The 15456-nt window shown below is 49.3% G+C and carries 15 protein-coding genes and 1 riboswitch; of the genes, 1 reads left to right on the forward strand and 14 read right to left on the reverse strand.

What is annotated here, in order from left to right:
* Nucleotides 1-97: 97 nt before the first annotated feature.
* A riboswitch (cyclic di-GMP riboswitch) is annotated at nt 98-188 on the reverse strand.
* Between the two features lie 325 nt (nt 189-513).
* From ACLB09_RS08390 to fabF, 3 genes are all read right to left on the reverse strand, one after another.
* Nucleotides 514-3114: a LuxR C-terminal-related transcriptional regulator gene (locus tag ACLB09_RS08390; RefSeq protein WP_410769353.1), complete on the reverse strand. Its 2601-nt coding sequence runs from the start codon at nt 3112-3114 to the stop codon at nt 514-516.
* Nucleotides 3115-3286: 172 nt separating this feature from the next.
* Nucleotides 3287-4381 (reverse strand): DUF4349 domain-containing protein, encoded by a 1095-nt coding sequence (locus ACLB09_RS08395; protein ID WP_410769354.1) that lies wholly within the window; start codon nt 4379-4381, stop codon nt 3287-3289.
* Nucleotides 4382-4480: 99 nt separating this feature from the next.
* A complete protein-coding gene (fabF, locus tag ACLB09_RS08400; protein ID WP_410769355.1) occupies nt 4481-5719 on the reverse strand; it encodes a beta-ketoacyl-ACP synthase II in 1239 nt (412 codons plus the stop codon).
* 166 nt (nt 5720-5885) lie between these two features.
* Between fabF and ACLB09_RS08405 the strand changes: the two genes are divergently transcribed.
* Nucleotides 5886-6731, forward strand: coding sequence for a helix-turn-helix transcriptional regulator (locus ACLB09_RS08405; protein WP_410769356.1), 846 nt, complete (start codon nt 5886-5888; stop codon nt 6729-6731).
* Nucleotides 6732-6810: 79 nt separating this feature from the next.
* On the opposite strand, the gene ACLB09_RS08410 is transcribed toward ACLB09_RS08405, so the two are convergent.
* The 11 genes from ACLB09_RS08410 to ACLB09_RS08460 all read right to left on the reverse strand — a co-directional run bounded on the left by ACLB09_RS08410 (nt 6811) and on the right by ACLB09_RS08460 (nt 15402).
* Nucleotides 6811-7359, reverse strand: coding sequence for a GNAT family N-acetyltransferase (locus ACLB09_RS08410; RefSeq protein WP_410769357.1), 549 nt, complete (start codon nt 7357-7359; stop codon nt 6811-6813).
* 27 nt (nt 7360-7386) lie between these two features.
* A complete protein-coding gene (gene cysK, locus ACLB09_RS08415) occupies nt 7387-8322 on the reverse strand; it encodes a cysteine synthase A (RefSeq protein WP_410769358.1) in 936 nt (311 codons plus the stop codon).
* Nucleotides 8323-8455: 133 nt separating this feature from the next.
* A complete protein-coding gene (locus ACLB09_RS08420) occupies nt 8456-9550 on the reverse strand; it encodes a GNAT family N-acetyltransferase (protein WP_410769359.1) in 1095 nt (364 codons plus the stop codon).
* 20 nt (nt 9551-9570) lie between these two features.
* Nucleotides 9571-10437: a P-loop NTPase family protein gene (locus ACLB09_RS08425; protein WP_410769360.1), complete on the reverse strand. Its 867-nt coding sequence runs from the start codon at nt 10435-10437 to the stop codon at nt 9571-9573.
* A 19-nt stretch (nt 10438-10456) separates the two neighbouring features.
* Nucleotides 10457-10798 (reverse strand): hypothetical protein, encoded by a 342-nt coding sequence (locus ACLB09_RS08430; protein ID WP_410769361.1) that lies wholly within the window; start codon nt 10796-10798, stop codon nt 10457-10459.
* Between the two features lie 80 nt (nt 10799-10878).
* Complete coding sequence (locus ACLB09_RS08435; RefSeq protein WP_410769362.1) at nt 10879-11493, reverse strand: NUDIX hydrolase; 615 nt, start codon at nt 11491-11493, stop codon at nt 10879-10881.
* 85 nt (nt 11494-11578) lie between these two features.
* Nucleotides 11579-12700 carry a bis(5'-nucleosyl)-tetraphosphatase (symmetrical) YqeK gene (gene yqeK, locus ACLB09_RS08440; protein ID WP_410769363.1) on the reverse strand — a complete coding sequence of 374 codons (1122 nt, stop codon included), beginning with the start codon at nt 12698-12700 and terminating at the stop codon, nt 11579-11581.
* Nucleotides 12701-12722: 22 nt separating this feature from the next.
* Nucleotides 12723-13529, reverse strand: a complete 807-nt coding sequence (locus ACLB09_RS08445) for a class I SAM-dependent methyltransferase (RefSeq protein WP_410769364.1) — start codon at nt 13527-13529, stop codon at nt 12723-12725.
* Nucleotides 13530-13550: 21 nt separating this feature from the next.
* Entirely contained in the window at nt 13551-14132 is a 582-nt protein-coding gene (locus tag ACLB09_RS08450; RefSeq protein ID WP_410769365.1) for a DJ-1/PfpI family protein, read from the reverse strand.
* Between the two features lie 132 nt (nt 14133-14264).
* Nucleotides 14265-14825: a GNAT family N-acetyltransferase gene (locus ACLB09_RS08455; RefSeq protein ID WP_410769366.1), complete on the reverse strand. Its 561-nt coding sequence runs from the start codon at nt 14823-14825 to the stop codon at nt 14265-14267.
* A gap of 64 nt (nt 14826-14889) precedes the next feature.
* Nucleotides 14890-15402, reverse strand: coding sequence for a GNAT family N-acetyltransferase (locus tag ACLB09_RS08460; RefSeq protein ID WP_410769367.1), 513 nt, complete (start codon nt 15400-15402; stop codon nt 14890-14892).
* Nucleotides 15403-15456 lie beyond the last annotated feature (54 nt).

Here is a 15456-nt window from a genome sequence, read left to right on the forward strand (position 1 = left end):
CCCTCCTCACTGTGGGGCATCTATATCTCACGGAACAAAATCCGCTGAGAACACAGGAAAATAAAAAACCGGCTACATAGACAATGTAATTACATTGTTATGCAGCCGGACGGTCATTAATCCCAAAAGAATTATTAGACTCCAAGGCTTTGCGACCTAATCTTTCGATTAGTGTGCCGAATATTCTATTAATAGTCATAAAGTCCCGGTTCTAGCAAATTCAAATTATGTAGATTAAATAATCCTATGATATTTTCAATATATTTCAAAAAAAAATGCTTGTCAACTTATTACAGTGATAAAAATGTCACAGACAAAACCCGACTAATTATCGACACGTTTCGCATCGATAGTTCAAAATGACCTTCTTATTTCACGATGACAAACCTTATAATTAACGTTCTATCAGTTTGATATTTGTATTATATTGGAATCAACCTAATTTTGCCTACTATCTAAAGTTAGTATTCACATAATTTCCAAATAAGGAAGTCAAGACCTTTCGGGATTAACCTACTCATTTTGTCCATTCTCCAACTCCTGGGTCTTTATTAAAGCTTGTACCCTGGATCCTACACCTAGTTTGCTATATATCCGATTTAAATACACTTTGATAGTTCCCAGCGTAAGCCCTAGCTCGTCCGCGATCCCTTGGTTTGTTGCTCCCCGGTGAAGCAAAGCAATAACCTGCTGTTCTTTTGGCGTAAGTCCGAACCGGGCAGCAAGGTCGCTTGACTCCATACTCGTTTTTGGTGCCAAAGCGGCTTTTTCCAGTAAACCCGAAGCATAGACCGTCCAAGATTCCTCACCGGTTCCGGCAAGGTTGCCGGCCGAATCCAGACCATATTTGATCAGTTTAATCAACCATTCGCCCTCATCCAAAAAAGTACGGCAATACCGGAACGGTTCTCCCATCCTTAAGGCTTGCTGGAGCAACACGGCTGCGCTCATCGGCCCGCTGCGTCCTAACTCCGCCTTGGCTTGCAACACAATGGAAGAGATGGCCAAATTCACGATTCCCGCCTCTTCCGCCTGGACCCGCAACGCTGTCAACAGGACCAAAGCTTGTTCATACGATTTCCGAGCAATTAAGAGCCGTGCCAGTGTCAATATTTCCAAAGAGTGATCCAGGGTAACGCGCTGATTCATCGAGATTTTCAATTCCTGCAAAATAGCTTCGGCCTCGTCAAAATTTCCTTCTTCCAAATCGAGGTAAGCCAAAAATACGCGCAGCGGTCTAAGCCATGATGCCTGGCTATTCTCCGCTTCCAGGATGGATTGAATCGTTTCCTGCACGATGGCCCGCGCGGCAAGCGGTTGATCTTCGCTTAATTTTAGCTTGGCTAGAGTAAGCCTGTAAGGAATTAACAGACCCGGTACTTCTCGATAACGGTTCCCGGCGATTACGCGATTCAGCCAATGCGCGCAAGCCTCTAGCTCCCCCCATTCGTAAAAGCCCTCCGCCAGTGACTGAACTACGTATTGGCAAATCAGAGAATCTCCCCAGCCATGCTGCTCCAGGATCGATACGATTTTCATGCCGATTGCCTTCGTCGTATCTGTGATGACGCCCTTTAACCCGAACGAAGTATTCCGCACAAACGGTTCTCTGAGATTATAATTGAAGTTGAAAAATACGGGATCCTCCGGAAGCCGGTCTTGAATACTATCCGCGAAGGCGAACCAATCCTCAAACTGTCCGGATGAGAAAGCCAGATTGGCTTTTACGAAAAATAAACCGCTCACCGATTCCAGCTTGGTTTCATCATCAGACAAACGATGAAGTCTTGATTCGCATTGATCTAATATAGTACCCGCATTAATAAAATCACCCGTTGCGGAGTGAACAAAAGCCTGCAAAAGCAGCAATCGGAACGGCAATTCGAAGTAACCCGGAAATTGTTTAAACCAGCTCAATAGGGTACCGAAATCTCCCTGGCTTATCACATCCCCCACATGGCGATTCAGGAAGTCGGAAGCCAATTCATAATCCTCGCCCAGTAGGGCATAGTCGATCGCTTCTTCCATCCAGCCTTCTTGAGCATAGGCAATACTGGCTTGAATATGAAGAGTCCTCCATTGGTCCGGCATTTGTTGTTGCAATGCCGACACCAGATACTCCGCAAATAAATGATGATACCTGTACCATCCTCCATGGGTATCCAACGGAATCAGGAACAACCCTTTATCTTTAATAAGCTCAAGTTTGATCCCGCTATCTTCCTGTCCCGTTATCATGCTGCAAATCGTCCCGTTAAGCCGCTTCAATATTGATGTCTGCAGTAAAAACTGCTGAAGCTCTTGATCCAGGCCCGCCATGACCTCATGAAACAGATAATCGGCCAAATGCCGTTGATTGCCCCGGATTTGCACGGAGTCCGATAAATTGTCTTTACCGCCCTGTTGCATGGATAACAGCGCCAGTTGCAACCCGGCTACCCATCCTTCGGTACGTTGCACCAACTTCTCCACCGAGCTCGCGATTAGCGGATAGCCAAGTAAATTTTCGCATAATTGTGCAGCTGAGGCCTTATCGAAGGCCAATTCCCGCGGCCCTATGGTCTGCACGTCTCCGTTCATTTTCCATCTCGCCATTCCGCTAAAGGGGAGTTCAGTTCTAGAGGCTATATATATACAAACCGATTCCGGCAAATTATCAATAAATAAATTCAAATACTCGTGGACTTCCCCTTTATGGATCAGATGGTAGTCATCCAAAACGATGGCCAGCGGATGATCCTCGTGATCCAGTTCATTTAGCAACTGATCCAAAAAAGAAGACATGGCCCCTTCCGAAAACTCGCTCAGGAGCGGCAACGTTCGTTCCTCCATCCCCGGTTGCGTATGTTGAGCGAGCGAATACACCACATACCGCCAAAATCTTCGGTGATCGTTCTCCCGCTCATCCAAGGTCAGCCAAGACACGGGTCTTGGCTCATGGAGCGTACATTCGAACAGTGCCGTCGTCTTTCCGCTGCCCGCAGGGGCAACTATCGAAATCAGGCGCCGTCTGCTCCCCGTTCCTTTAGATAATTCCCATAATGATCTATTGACATAGTGGCTGCGAAACGTAGGCGGCAGCAATTTAGTTTTGAGAATACCAGGCCGTTGCATAGCAGCACCTCCAGTGTCATGCCTATAATCTCAAACGACCGTTATCACGGGACCGTTTTGTACTTTTCCTAATTGATTTCGCTTTTTGAGCGGGAGATTCCTCTTTCATTAGCAAAAAGAAAACCGGAAAACAAGGCTTTAACGCCTTTTTTCCGGTTTCCGGTTCAGGACCTTATTTCTGATCCTCATCCTCTTGTTCGGTTGCAGCAGGCGATGTTGCCTGATCCGGGATCTCCTTAATAGGAGCAGATGCTTCCCGTTCGGCCGAACGCGCTGCGTTCCAGTCCGCAAAGCGGTTCCGTTTCTGTCTTCTCCGGCGTAGCGGCCAGACAACCGCCGCAATAACCGCGCCGATCGCAATCAATGGCAATGCACCGGACAAAACGACCACGAACCATTGCAGCACTAATGAGATCACATCGATACTTCCCGTAAGCGCGTCTTGAGCCCGCTTATATAAAGGCGGCTTTTCTTCGTTTAATTTCACGATAGAATTTTCAACCGGCTGATACAAACGGATTTCAATCGTGGAAAACGAAACATTGTTGTTTATATAGCGCATCCGGCCCTTGATCTGCTCAATCTCGGTCTGAATCCGTTCCAGTTCGTTCACGAATTCGACCAATTGCGAGGTTTGCGTGGCCTCATCCACAAATTTGAGATATCTGGCTTCCATAGCCTGCTTCACTTTAAGGCGCGATTCCAGGTCCACGTATTCTTCGGAAACGTCCTGTCCCTGAATGCTCTGCTGTATCGTCTCCGGTTTCAATTGTTCCAGCCGGTCCAGAAAAGATGAGAATCCGGCTGCCGGTATTTTGAGAATGAATGTGCCGCCGCGCTCATGCTGGGATTGATTCTCCGAAAATTCGACAATATATCCGCCTGTTAGCGTGACCAAATTACGGATTTCCGACTGTGCCTTCCCGTAATCTTTTACTTTCATGGCAACATTGGCACGGTAGATCAGCTTTTTGTTGAGTCCTGCGGCTGAGTCCGAACCCTGGAAACCCGAGGAAGCCCGGTCCGACTCGGCAGCGGATTCGGTTGACGGAAGGTTCGCATTTGCTCCAGCCCCGGACTCTGCCGCAGGTGCCTCTAACTCAGAGCTCATATCCGCTTTATCTTCGGACATGGCGGTATTGGCTGCGGAAGAGCTTTTATAGCTTCCGGAATCCGCGCTATTCATATTGCCGGCGCTGCCGCAGCCCCCCAGAAGCAGAGATAATGACAAGCAGAGCAAAAGTGCATAAAATCCACATTTTTTCATTTGAATCGCCCCCTGGTTCTTATCTATATTAGTTGCTTTAGAACTCATGACGTTTCCAGAGGCTGGAAAGTTGCGGGGCGATTCTTAATTTCTATGCTTTTATGCTCGGTACCGCCGTAACAGAATGGCGGCATTATGACCGCCGAACCCGAACGAGTTGGACAGGCCGACGCTTATGGAAGCTTCCCTGGGACGATTCGGGACATAGTCAAGGTCGCACTCGGGGTCCGGATGATCTAGGTTTATCGTTGGCGGAATGATGCCTTCGTTCATAGTTTGCAGCAACGCGATCGCTTCAACGCCTCCGGCGGCGCCGAACATGTGGCCGGTCATCGATTTGTTGGCCGTTACGGGAACCCGATAGGCCATCTCGCCGAACAGTCTTTTGAGCGCTTTCGTTTCCGCCAGATCTCCTACATGGGTGCCCGTCGCATGGGCGCTAACCACATCGACTTCATCCGGGGATATTCCCGCCGATTTCAGGGCGCGCTTCATCGCCAAGAAGGCGCCTTCTCCTTCCGGATGCGACGCCACAACATGATAGGCATCCGAACTTGCGCCATAACCGATCACTTCGCCATAGATCGCGGCCCCTCTACGCAGGGCATGTTCCAACGATTCCAGCACGAGGATGCCGGCGCCTTCGGCCATTACAAAGCCGTCACGGTCCGCATCGAACGGACGGCTGGCCCGCTCCGGATCCTCGTTACGCTTCGATAGCGCCGTTGCGTTTCCGAAGCTGGCGAGCGACAACGGGTGTATTGCCGCCTCCGTCCCTCCGGCGATCATCACATCGGCCTCCCCGCTCCGGATTAAACGAAATGCTTCGCCAATCGCGGTATTGCCGATCGAACATGCGGTCACCGGGGACATCGTCGGCCCCATCGCTCCAAAGCGGATGCTGATTTGCGCCGCCGCCATATTGGATATCATCATCGGCACCAGGCTAGGGCTGACCCGCCCGGGCCCGCGGCTTTGGTATGCCTCCATGTTATCCGTCAACGTTTGAATCCCGCCGATGCCGGTGCCGACATAGACGCCAAACCGCTCCCGATCGATGGTCGCCGGATCAAGACAGGCTTGCTTCATGGCTTGCTCTGCCGCGTATAGGCCATACTGGACGAAACGGTCCATCTTCCGCGCTTCCTTGCGTCCAAACAGGGCTTCAGGGTCGAATTCCGAAACCTGCCCCGCGATTTTTGTTCCGAAATCGGAAACATCGAACCTGTCGATCACGCTAATCCCTGATTTACCTTCTTTAAGCTTACTCCAAAACGCCCCGACCTCATTGCCGAGCGGCGAAACGATTCCCATCCCCGTAACGACGACTCTTTCCATAACAAAACCTCCTTCGATTCCATCCGGCCTTGTAATTGCCGTCTTTGTCCCTATTGTATCTCTTCTTTATCCTATTACAAGTTTTTAGTTATCCTAGTATAATGTATAATACAATAACAACTAATATCCGAAACCGTAACGATTATCTATGAATGGAGGCCAAGTGATGCAGACCGATCCCCGGCTTAAGGCTCTCTCCGAATTTTTAAGAATCCAACGTTCCAAACTGCATCCGACGACAGTCGGATTGCCCGCCGGTTCGCGCCGCCGGACGCCAGGGTTGCGGCGTGAGGAAGTCGCCCAATTGGCCGGCGTGAGCACAACGTGGTATACATGGCTGGAGCAGGGTCGTGACATCAAGGTATCCGCTTCGGTGCTGGATGCCATTTCAGGCGCACTTCGTCTTAATGGCGATGAGCGTAAATACTTGTTCGATCTGGCGCTGGAGAACGGCTTTCATCCGGAGCTGGCCGATGAGAAAGAAGCCGTAATCAGCCCGTCGCTTCATAAAATCCTGGAGGAGCTGAAGTACTGCCCCACCCTGATCTCAGATCGCCATTGCCATATCGTCGGCTGGAATCCGGCGGCCTCTCATGTGTTTCTGAATTTTCAGCAAATCCCCGAGCGTGATCGCAACCTGATTTCCTTATTATTCAGCAAAAAGGAGCTGCGCAGCCTAGCGGTGAATTGGGCCCATTTCGTCAAAGGATTTTTGTCCATCTTCCGAGCCTATTACGGTCAATATGTCGCGGATCCCTGGTACTCGGAGTTTATAGGATACATGTCCGCCAATTATCCCGATTTTACGGAACTCTGGAATCAAAGCGAGGTAAGCGCCGCACCGGAAGTCATGATCGAATTTCGCCACGCCAAAGCCGGAAAAATGCTGTTCAATCTATCCTCACTACAGGTACAGGGAGAGGCCGATTTGCGTCTAAGCATTTACACCCCTGCGCCGCAGACGGCCACCGAGACGAAGCTTAGGAAACTGCTCGAAGGCCATGAAGAGTAGTGCATCCTAATGTCCGGCCCCCTATCCCTTTGCAAAATAAAAAAGTGCGGCACCGTATTCATGGGTGCCGCACTTTTGATTAATTCGCCATCTCCCGGTACTCTTCCGCCAGAATGCTCATGAGGATCACATCGTGATACTTGCCTTGCTTAAATATCTTTTGCCGGGCCCTGCCTTCTTCCTTGAAGCCGCAGCTAAGATAACAGCGATAAGCACGCTCGTTGAAACCGTAAACCTCCAGCTCAAGCCGGTTCAGATTCAAGGTTTCGAAGGCAAAGCGTTGAAGCAGGCCGATCGCTTCCTGTCCGTAACCTTGGCCCAGCATCTCTTTGCGCCCGATCACGATGCCGAGGATGGCGGAACGGTTTTTCCAGTTAAGGCGATGAAGATCGATTTGGCCAATGTAGTCCAAGGTATCCTTTTCCGCGATAATAAAGCCTTGCGTATCCGTATTCCCCTCAACCATACTTTTCAAAAATGATTCCGTATTATGGTGGGTTTGCGGAAACATGAAAATTTCGCTTAAAGTGCCGACAATTTCTTCATCATTAACCCAGCTTCGGATGTGCGGCAAATCCTCCATCCGGTATTCACGCAATGTGATCCGCTTTCCTGTGATATGCGGCATAGTTTCACCTTCCCTATAACATAGTTCCTATTCTTCCGGGAACAAAGGCGTAGACAAGTATCGCTCCCCGGTATCCGGCAACAGAACGACGATGTTCTTCCCTACATTCTCTGGCCGCTTAGCTAGTTGAACGGCGGCATAGGCAGCGGCTCCGGAAGAAATCCCCACCAATAGCCCCTCTGTTCTTGCCAACAGGCGGGATGTACTAAAGGCGTCTTCATCCTTGACCGGGAAAATTTCATCAACGACCGCAGCATCGAAATTCCGCGGTACAAAGCCTGCGCCAATCCCCTGGATTTTATGAACGCCGCGTTTGCCTCCCGAAAGAACAGGCGATTCATGAGGCTCTACCGCCACGATTTGCACCGAAGGATTTCTCTCCTTCAGGACCGCCCCCACTCCGGAGATGGTGCCGCCGGTTCCGACCCCGGCCACGAAAATATCCACGTTTCCGTTCATGTCTCTCCAAATTTCTTCAGCGGTCGTAACTTTATGTACAGCCGGATTGGCCGGATTCTCAAACTGCTGGGGAATGAAGGAATTCGGCGTCTCCGCAGCCAATTCTTCGGCCTTGCGAATCGCGCCTCCCATGCCTTCGGCCGCTGGGGTCAGCACGAGCTCCGCACCCAATGCCACAAGCAGCTTACGCCGTTCGATCGTAAAGCTCTCCGGTAACGTGATTATGAGCCGGTAGCCCAGAGCCGCAGCCGCAAAAGCCAGCCCTACCCCGGTATTTCCGCTAGTTGGCTCAATAATGACCGAGCCGGGCTTCAGCAACCCTTTGGCTTCGGCATCCTTGATCATGGCATAGCCGATCCGATCTTTTACGCTGCCCGCAGGATTGAAATATTCCAGTTTGGCCACAAGTTTGGAATGCGCTCCCGTTGCCGCCGCAAAATTGTTGAGTTCCAGCATCGGAGTATTCCCGATTAGATCCGTTAGATTTTTCGCAATATTACCCAAGACAAATCCCTCGCTTTAATGAATTCCGACACTTTTGGTCGGCTTCTTCCACTGTATCACCGTCTGCACCGGAAGTAAAACGTATGATAACCGGGCACGGAAGCACCGGTATTATCAAAGGCCATCGCCATAATCACCCAAAAAATGCCGGCGGATATTGCAATTCGCCCCGGATCCGGCTTAATTCACCTGACTGCAGTTCACGGACCATGAATACCTCCGGCGGAACATCAAATTGATGAAGCTCCAGACCGTATTGACCTGCCGGGACAAAACCGAAATTCGGATAATACGCAGGGTGCCCGATCAGCAAGATGAGTCCATGGCCCCCTTGCTTCGCCCGGGAGATTCCTTCCCGCATCAACTGACCCCCGACCCCTTGCCGCTGCGCTGCCGGCTTGACGGCCAATGGAGCTAACACCAACACGTCATACGTTTCCGTTTCGTTCCGGACTTGCGCTTTGCTCAGCAATATATGGCCGAGTATCTCCGCGCTTCCTTGTTTCTCCGCAACCAGCGATAATTCAGGGATAAACCCGGCAGATTTCCGTATTCTGTCCACTAATTCCGCCTCATCCCGCCGCCCTTCAAAAGCGGAAACGAGCAGATCATCCACCGCTTTGTAATCTCCTTCGGCTTCCGTACGTATGTTCAATGACATGTCTCTTGCCCCCTTCCATAAAAACAATAATTCCCCGTCCGTCCGGTGTTCCCAAGCCAGCATTTGTTGATAAGGATCCCCTTCCAGATTAAGCAGCCTGGCAAAAGCCGGTTCGGTTTTGAGTCCGCTTTGTTTTAGCGAAATAATCTCCAGCTTAAAAGGTTCTCCGTACAGCTTGAGCATCCTCGCCTCCACCAACATATGCCGGTAGCCGTTCTGCTGCCGGGTTGGCATGGGTTGCCCGAACAATTCCACGGGCCATCCCTCGAAGATAAAATTGGCTTTGATCCTCTCGAGCCCCTCAACCAAGCGGCGCACAACCTTAAATTCCGGAAAATGCCCGAAGTGGAAGTTTACCTGCTCTTCAAATAACGCAAAATCATGAACCTCGCAAATGATATCCAAATCGCTCCCGGGCACCTGGATATCGAGGGGAACCGTCCCGACCAAAATCGGATCATAGTCCTTCAAAATCTCAAAAATCGAATGCTTATGCAATAGCTCATACACTTCCGTCTGCAGCCTAGTTCTGACCGCCGGAACATTGCAGTTGACTTCCTTCATCATAAGTCTATAACACCTGCCGATCATATATCGCAGATTTCCTTGGACACTACGAGCGATTCGAGAATATCTCTTAATTCCGCCTTGCTTTTGACCGGATCATACGCCGTATTGTTTAAAATTATTTTGCGGAGTCGCAACGACTCGAGTAATTCGAGCGTGAATTCCCTTTTATATCTCAATATTTCGATAGTTCCTTCCAATCCCGTCAAGCCGCGGTTTTTCCCAAATCCCTGGCCGGTATAATACTCGATGAAACCTTCACACCATTCGCGCGGTCTCTCATCAACCGCTTTCCGGAAACTCCGGTCCACGGCCTGTTGATCGATATAGATCACGACGGGATCGAGCTTGAGAATACTTTCCTCCAACCGTCTGACATACTGCCGGATATCTTGTTTCGGGACATCATATTTAATCAGGCCTACGGTAAGCGGATTTTGCAAAAAACAACACTCGAAAATATCCATCGTGTGCCGTCCCTCGGCCTCTTGCCCATATTCGCGCCATTTTTCCGTAAGGACTTCCGCGTGTCGGTCAAACGGAAGTTCATAAACATCATGTTGAAACATCTGACCCGCCAACAAATCGGGAAAATCAGCCCCGGCTTCTTCTCGCAGCTTGCGATACGGAATGAAGTAGCGGTCCCCGCGCCGTACCGAACTCTTTTCCAATAATGAAGACAAATCCTCCTGTTCCGTCAACAGCTGCCGGAATTCCTCGGATTCATAACAAGCCACGCCGTCATAATCCGCAGGATGTTCCAGATTCCCTTCCAAGTAAAGCCTGGTCTCCTGCCCCAATTCGGTCAATATTTCACGGGTCCATTGGGCATGCGTCGATTTGCCTGAACCGGGCAGGCCTTCGATCATCACTAATTTGCAAGTCATGTTGATAATTCCCTTTCATTCATAAAAAATTGGCGTACACGATCATTCCAAGAAAAGGTATCACCCAGATCAATGGAATCAGGTTCCAAAGCACCGCGGCTCTCCATTTCTTCTTGGCGAAAAAGAACCAGCCGAAACATAGGGCCAGTAAAAAACCGCCGGGATAAGCTTGAATGTAATAATACAAAATATTCAATCCGATGTTATTCTCCGATCCCGGGCTGTCAAACATCATGGCGGAGATACCCAATACGACGAGCCACACTGCCGAGAAAATCAAATAAAAAACCTGTGTAACAATCAGAAAGGCAAGTGTCTTCGGGGAACTGTCCTTTGGGGAACCGTCCTTAAGTGAAATCATCTTAAATGCTCCTTTATTCATAGATAAAAAGGAAACTGCCCATCCACGTTAATCCGGGAAGAACACTCATTTTCCCGGCTCTAATCCAGCCAAACCTCATGCTGGACATCCCTTGCCTTGAACAGCCACTGAATTTGTTTGAGCGTATTTCGTTCCGTGGAAAGCGGCGGTAATTCATCTTCGCCAAAATATCTCGCCTGAAGGGTTTCCATGCCCGCTTGCAGTTGTCCACCGGTTACTTCGCAAAGAATAAACATCTTGTAGACATGCCATGCCTCCGGAGGATGATCATGAAATTTCTTGTCCAAGACGCCAAGGAGTCTGACCGGACGCACTTCCAGTCCGGCTTCTTCCTTAACTTCCTTGGCTGCTACTTCTTTAGGCGACAGCCCGATATCGGCCCAGCCGCCCGGCAAGGCCCAGGCACCGTCCAACCGTTCACGGACGAGCAGTAGTTTGTCACCCTCGAACACGACGCCGCGGACATCCGCCTTCGGTGTTGCATAGCCGGTCTCGGACGCGAACAACGCCCGCACTTGTTCCCCCTCCACACCGGTATACTGGCTCATGATTTCCACGCTCAGATCCCGAAGCATTTCAAAACGTTCAATATCATAGATGTCCTTGGAATAAGCCAGTCCGGCTTGACTGATCGCCTGAATCTGCTTGGCCCATTCCAGCCATTTTAACTGCATTGCCAACTCCCCTTTCCGTCGCTTAAGTTAGTCTTATTGCCAGGAAGCCATCCTTCTTGTCGTCCGATGAATAAGAGTTGTCCCCTCAGGCTCTGACATACAGAATGTAATCGGTCACGGGAGGCGTCAATTGCTCCATCCGCAATCCGGAGGCGATTTGACCGCGATGATAACTTCCATGTAGCGTAATATGCGTCAAAATATCGATAATTGCAGTCGTGTACGGCATCCCTTTAATGCTCCGGTAAGATATAACCTTATACAAATCCTCATCCTTAATCTTAGTAAAATAGGATGCGAATCCTCCGGCGTTTTCCGTGGCCAAACGCTCGCACTGCTCGAGGCTCACGGTCTCGTCCGTCCACAGTTCTACCGCAGCCGTTCCTCCGGCTTCGTTCAGCCGGGACAGCCAAATCGCTTCGGCCGCCAAAATATGAGCAAACATTCGCAGCGTAGCCTGAGGCACACTTTGTTCCATTTGCAGCTGATGAATAATCTCCCGGTTAGCCCAGGCCATATGATCAAACATCCTAAGCAGATGCTGCTTCATGGGGCCGGCTTCTTGCTGTACTTGTTTCAGCAGCTCCTCCCTGGCGGTAATCAGCCAGGAATGAACGAGTTTCATTTGATCCCGCTGGCTATATACATGATCCAAATAAACGTATACCGCCTCATTGAGACGGCGGCCGTCGACAAGGCTTCGAATCTCGCTTAAATAGGGCTGATCTCCAGGCAGTTCCCAGGAAACCTTATCGGCGATGAACACCACTTTATCAAACAAAGTAGCCTGAGATCTAAGCGTGGTATGGCATTCGATTGCAGTCAAAATCTCTTCATCGTCGATGTTAAACAACTGCTTTGCCATAGCCCGCGACAATTTCTGATGCAGGATTCGAGCATATGAAACTTCCTCATCCAGGATTTCAATGCCGGCGTCTCTGGCTGCTTGGATCATTTGACTGACTGGAATGACATTGCTGATATCATGAAGAAGCGCAGCTTGTTCCGCTTTTAGCGGATCCGCGCCGTAGAGCCGGGCAATGCGTACGGCCTGGCTGGTCACCTTCAGCGTGTGATCCCACGTCTCGCTGTCCTGGTGAAGTTTGAAGAAAGTGCTGACATCCTGAAGCAGACTTCCTGTAAGACTGAACCCGACCGCATATTTTTCCAGTCCGGTTTCATTCGAGAACTTTTCCGTATCTTCCATAGTATCTACTCCTGTTCCGAAATCAGTTTTTTCTGGCGATAATCAACAGATGCTCCGTAGCCTCCCTGTATTGGGGAGCTTCGCTGGTTTCGCTGGCGGCTTGCACAAGATGATCGTAAACCTGCCGATCTTCATGAAAGAGCCGGGTCACTTCTGCGCTCATTCCCGCCAGGAAACTCTCCGCTCCGGCATAGGAGATGATGTCAAAACCGCCTTGCTTTACTTCCTCCAGCGCGATTCCCGGAATCGTAAAATAGCATTCGGTAAAACCTTCATTCTCATCTAACTGCTGCTCTTGCAAATACTTATAAATATTTTCGGCATCCCGGTAGGAATCGCTGAATTCCGTCACGCCGGCCTTTAAGCAACCCCATGAATTAATATAGGAAAATATGGCGGTTCCGCCCGGCTTCAAAACCCGCGAGGCATGAGCGATAATACCGTGACGATCCTGCGCATCCGGCACGTGATATAAGGGACCCAGAACGAGCACCCCGTCGTAGGTTTCACTTTCCAGAACACGCAAATTTCTCGCATCCTCGCATATGTAGGCTTCCGCCTGCAATCCAAGCTCAGTGATCCGGCTTTCCGCCAAAACAAGTTCCTGTGCGGACAGGTCGAACAGAGTTACCTGATACCCTTGCTGCAGAAGCTCAATCGAGTATCTTCCCGGCCCGGAGCCGATATCGCAAATATGTCCCGAGTCGGGCAAATACCTGTCCATTAACCGTAAGGTTGACAGCCACTCCACCGTACTATAAGGATTATTCAACCGATTCCATTCCTGCTCCGCATGGTTATCGTAATAACTTTTGACGACTAGACTCATTGCGCTCCGCTCCTTTATTCTTTAATATTCGACAATCCCTTCCATGTCATAAGGATAGTCGATCTGCTTTTTGACCTCCGAGACCGCTTCCTCCCCGGCGAACATATTCACTAGATATAAGGCCAGATCAATGGACGTAGAAACGCCTCCAGCCGTAATGAGATTCCCATCTTTAACGACCCGCTTCCGAATGACTTCTTTGCAGTAGGGTTCAAGCAAATCATATGCACCGGGATGCGTCGTCGCTTTCTTGTCTTTCAACAGTCCCGCGGCTCCCAGCAGTAAGGAACCTGTACAAACAGAAACGATATAACGGCAAGTTTCGGCTTTACGGAGCCAGGAAATAAACGACTCATCGAACCTTAATTGCCTTGTTCCCATCCCGCCGGGAACAAATACGAGATCATACTGTGATAAATTCGGATTCACAAGGTCTACTTTGATCGTCAGACCAAGTTCATCCCTGACTTCTTCACCGGGTCCGCAAAAGTCCCAGGCGACCCCTTTGGAGGATTCAAACCCGTTAAGCCGATAAATCACATCATAAAAGCCGATCAAGTCCAAAAAAGTTAGGCCGTTAAAAACAACAAAGGCAATTTTCAATTCTCGTCACCCCTTCGGCTCCATAAGATATTTCAATTTCTGATTACAGAACAACCCGGCCCGACAATACGTTGTCGCTTCAGGCCGGGTGCATGTTGTCTAATTCTGCTCAAATTTCAATTGCGCGCCAGATTACGACGGACTTAGCAGCAAGCCCATGCCGATTACGTCCACGTAGCTTCCATCCTGCAGTTTGATTTGTTTTCGCAAAAGGCTTTCCTGGACAAATCCCAATTTACGATATAATTGTATGGCCTTGCTGTTGTTTGCAAACACCTCGAGGCTGATTTTTTCTAGCTTGTGATGCTTAACAGCCCAGTCAATAAGAGCTTGAAGCAATGCTTTTCCGATGCCGCCCCCTTGATAATCGCTGCGAACGCTCATTCCGAAATAGCCGGTATGGGCAATTCTTCGTTTTTGTCCGCTATGAAAATCAAGGAGTCCGACTACCTTCCCTTGCTCTTCAGCCAGCAAGATGAGACTGCTCTCCTTGTTCAGCGTTTCTTCAATCCATTCGCGCTCCATTTCAACGGTCATGTCGAATTCCTCAGGAACGGTTAGTAAGAAGGATTCCGATGATATAATTTCTCGGTTATAGGCAAGAATTCTGTCGGCATCATTCCCAACCGCGGTTCTGATCTCAATGATTTGGTTATATTTGTCTACAATCCTGATCGGTTCAAACCAGCCCATACTCATCTTCCTTTCAGCGGAATTTGGATAGCGCTATTTCCTCCGATTAGCTTTCAAATCTAGTTTATGCCCCGGTCACGGTAAAGCGTTGGGATACAATTCCGTGCTCTCCGGAAAGTCCGTCGATCGTAACCGTAGTCCTTTCCTCAATAAAGCTAATATTCAAGTTCGCGTAAAGCTTCTTCCAAAATCCGACAGCTGCTAAATTGTTTTCCAACTGCTCTACATGATAGGTTCCGGGATGCAATTGAAACACTTGGCCTACCGCTTCGGATGCCAAGTTTTTCCCTCTGAACTTTTTCAACAAAAAGAGCTCCTGGATTGAATAGTCTTCTTCATTTGGCGTATACGGCGGCGAACATATCAGTATGAATCCCGCAATTTGTTCGTCGGCTCGGATCAAATACGGAACCAACGCCTGTTTTTCCAAATATAAGTGAGTATTGCCCAAATCAAATTTCCCGTCTTCCCTTACATCTTCACCCGTATAAGACGATAGTTCGTACAAATACAAATTATATAAATTGAAAAAGAGTTCTTTCTCACTCACGGATATTTCGGATAGTTGGAGATTCATATATTTTCCTTCTTTCAATAGATGTTTATCAAAGACGATATCGTTTATCGCGAA

Origin of the sequence: Fontibacillus forbon, assembly GCF_046559655.1 — a bacterium.
Taxonomy (GTDB): Bacteria; Bacillota; Bacilli; order Paenibacillales; family Paenibacillaceae; genus Fontibacillus.

Bases quoted from the DNA above. Each gene is read 5' to 3' on its own strand.
- ACLB09_RS08460 (WP_410769367.1), bottom strand. From the start codon at position 15,402: ATGAATCTCCAACTATCCGAAATATCCGTGAGTGAGAAAGAACTCTTT.
- ACLB09_RS08410 (WP_410769357.1), bottom strand. From the start codon at position 7,359: ATGCCGCATATCACAGGAAAGCGGATCACATTGCGTGAATACCGGATG.
- ACLB09_RS08405 (WP_410769356.1), top strand. From the start codon at position 5,886: ATGCAGACCGATCCCCGGCTTAAGGCTCTCTCCGAATTTTTAAGAATC.
- ACLB09_RS08425 (WP_410769360.1), bottom strand. From the start codon at position 10,437: ATGACTTGCAAATTAGTGATGATCGAAGGCCTGCCCGGTTCAGGCAAA.
- ACLB09_RS08435 (WP_410769362.1), bottom strand. From the start codon at position 11,493: ATGCAGTTAAAATGGCTGGAATGGGCCAAGCAGATTCAGGCGATCAGT.
- ACLB09_RS08390 (WP_410769353.1), bottom strand. From the start codon at position 3,114: ATGCAACGGCCTGGTATTCTCAAAACTAAATTGCTGCCGCCTACGTTT.
- fabF (WP_410769355.1), bottom strand. From the start codon at position 5,719: ATGGAAAGAGTCGTCGTTACGGGGATGGGAATCGTTTCGCCGCTCGGC.
- ACLB09_RS08420 (WP_410769359.1), bottom strand. From the start codon at position 9,550: ATGATGAAGGAAGTCAACTGCAATGTTCCGGCGGTCAGAACTAGGCTG.
- yqeK (WP_410769363.1), bottom strand. From the start codon at position 12,700: ATGGAAGATACGGAAAAGTTCTCGAATGAAACCGGACTGGAAAAATAT.
- ACLB09_RS08430 (WP_410769361.1), bottom strand. From the start codon at position 10,798: ATGATTTCACTTAAGGACGGTTCCCCAAAGGACAGTTCCCCGAAGACA.
- ACLB09_RS08395 (WP_410769354.1), bottom strand. From the start codon at position 4,381: ATGAAAAAATGTGGATTTTATGCACTTTTGCTCTGCTTGTCATTATCT.
- ACLB09_RS08445 (WP_410769364.1), bottom strand. From the start codon at position 13,529: ATGAGTCTAGTCGTCAAAAGTTATTACGATAACCATGCGGAGCAGGAA.
- ACLB09_RS08455 (WP_410769366.1), bottom strand. From the start codon at position 14,825: ATGGGCTGGTTTGAACCGATCAGGATTGTAGACAAATATAACCAAATC.